General features: G+C 58.7%; 1 protein-coding gene, 3 tRNA genes and 2 rRNA genes. All 6 read left to right on the top strand.

Annotated features, from left to right (window positions below; translation table 11 throughout):
• Positions 1 to 88, top strand: a 23S ribosomal RNA gene (locus AC3FOF_RS44505); the annotation flags it as partial.
• Positions 89 to 201: 113 nt separating this feature from the next.
• Positions 202 to 314 (top strand): 5S ribosomal RNA (gene rrf / locus AC3FOF_RS44500).
• 322 nt (positions 315 to 636) lie between these two features.
• A tRNA-Tyr gene (locus AC3FOF_RS44495) sits at positions 637 to 722 on the top strand.
• 56 nt (positions 723 to 778) lie between these two features.
• Positions 779 to 852 (top strand) — tRNA-Gly (locus AC3FOF_RS44490).
• 42 nt (positions 853 to 894) lie between these two features.
• Positions 895 to 969 (top strand) — tRNA-Thr (locus tag AC3FOF_RS44485).
• 42 nt (positions 970 to 1011) lie between these two features.
• Positions 1012 to 2200, top strand: a 1189-nt coding sequence (tuf, locus tag AC3FOF_RS44480) for an elongation factor Tu (RefSeq protein ID WP_017224823.1), incomplete at its 3' end; no start/stop codon positions are given.

Raw genomic sequence — 2200 nt, 5'->3', positions numbered from 1 at the left:
TTCGAGACCAGGACGTTGATAGGCTGGGTGTGGAAGCGCAGTAATGCGTTAAGCTAACCAGTACTAATTGCCCGTAAGGCTTGATCCTATAACCAGTGTGTTTCTCCTGGTTGAGTATCGCGTGCCATTGGCCGATACGCACAACCCCAACTACATCCCTATTCGCTGCGTTGACCAAGTCAACGCGGCACACCGTTTATGCCTGGTGACCATAGCGAGTTGGAACCACCCCTTCCCATCCCGAACAGGACCGTGAAACGACTCCACGCCGATGATAGTGCGGATACCCGTGTGAAAGTAGGTAATCGCCAGGCTCTCCCTTGAAACCCCCCAGTACGATAGTACTGGGGGGTTTTGCTTTTGCGGCGCCGCTCTGTTGCGCTGCAAGCGCTGCCAGGGCCCGCCCGGCAACTGCGGCTCCCGCTTGAAAACGGCCGCCACAGCGGCCTTTTTCAGGCTAATCCGAGCCCCTATAGGGTGAAGGTGTTCTTTATTGAATGCCGGAGGTTGTGGTGCGATTGGACGGCTAGCCCAGCGTCGAGATCAGCTCCCGAAGGCCTGTCCTTCCTTACTTTGCATAGTACGGAAAGTGCTTGACAGACAAGGCGAGTTACACCATAATCTTAAGTTCTCTGCGGAGAGGTGCCCGAGTGGCTAAAGGGGGCAGACTGTAAATCTGTTGGCTTACGCCTACGTTGGTTCGAATCCAACCCTCTCCACCAAAATTGCAAGGCAGTACCCCGGCAGGCGTCGGTGAAGTAGAAAGCGTGGTAACCCGGCGGGTGTAGCTCAATGGTAGAGCAGAAGCCTTCCAAGCTTACGACGAGGGTTCGATTCCCTTCACCCGCTCCAGGTTGTGCCCGGGTTGCAGTCTAAAAGCAGTAGTCAAGTTTCGCCCATGTGGCTCAGTGGTAGAGCACTCCCTTGGTAAGGGAGAGGTCGGCAGTTCGATCCTGCCCATGGGCACCAATACAGCACTGGCAATATCGCTACCGAGACAGGAGTCGCGAAATGGCAAAGGAAAAGTTCGAGCGGACTAAGCCGCACGTGAACGTTGGCACGATTGGTCACGTTGACCATGGCAAGACCACGCTGACGGCCGCAATCGCCACGGTGCTGGCAGCGAAGTTTGGCGGTGCCGCCAAGAAGTACGACGAAATCGACGCAGCGCCGGAAGAAAAGGCACGCGGTATTACCATCAACACCGCCCACGTCGAGTACGAAACGGCTAACCGCCACTACGCGCACGTTGACTGCCCGGGCCACGCTGACTATGTGAAGAACATGATCACGGGCGCAGCGCAGATGGACGGCGCGATCCTGGTGTGCTCGGCCGCTGACGGCCCGATGCCGCAGACCCGCGAACACATCCTGCTGGCCCGCCAGGTTGGCGTGCCTTACATCATCGTGTTCCTGAACAAGTGCGACATGGTCGACGACGCCGAGCTGCTCGAGCTGGTCGAAATGGAAGTGCGCGAGCTGCTGTCGAAGTACGAATTCCCCGGCGACGACACCCCGATCATCAAGGGTTCGGCCAAGCTGGCACTGGAAGGCGACAAGGGCGAGCTGGGCGAAGTGGCGATCCTAGCCCTGGCCGACGCACTGGACAGCTACATCCCGACGCCGGAACGTGCCATCGACGGTACCTTCCTGATGCCGGTGGAAGACGTGTTCTCGATCTCGGGCCGTGGCACGGTTGTGACCGGTCGTATCGAGCGCGGCATCATCAAGGTCGGTGAAGAAATCGAAATCGTTGGTATCAAGCCGACGGTCAAGACCATCTGCACCGGCGTGGAAATGTTCCGCAAGCTGCTGGACCAAGGTCAGGCTGGCGACAACGTGGGTCTGCTGCTGCGCGGCACGAAGCGCGAAGACGTCGAACGCGGCCAAGTGCTGTGCAAGCCGGGTTCGATCAAGCCGCACACGCACTTCACCGGCGAGGTCTACATCTTGTCGAAGGACGAAGGCGGCCGTCACACCCCGTTCTTCAACAACTACCGTCCGCAGTTCTATTTCCGTACGACCGACGTGACCGGCTCGATCGAGCTGCCGAAGGACAAGGAAATGGTCATGCCCGGCGACAACGTGTCGATCACCGTCAAGCTGATCGCCCCGATCGCCATGGAAGAAGGCCTGCGTTTCGCCATCCGTGAAGGCGGTCGTACCGTCGGCGCCGGCGTCGTGGCAAAGATCCTCGACT

It is taken from the genome of Cupriavidus sp. 96C5-1, assembly GCF_057798855.1.
Note: the sequence above shows the minus strand (reverse complement) of the source record. Positions and strands in the feature narration are given on the sequence as shown.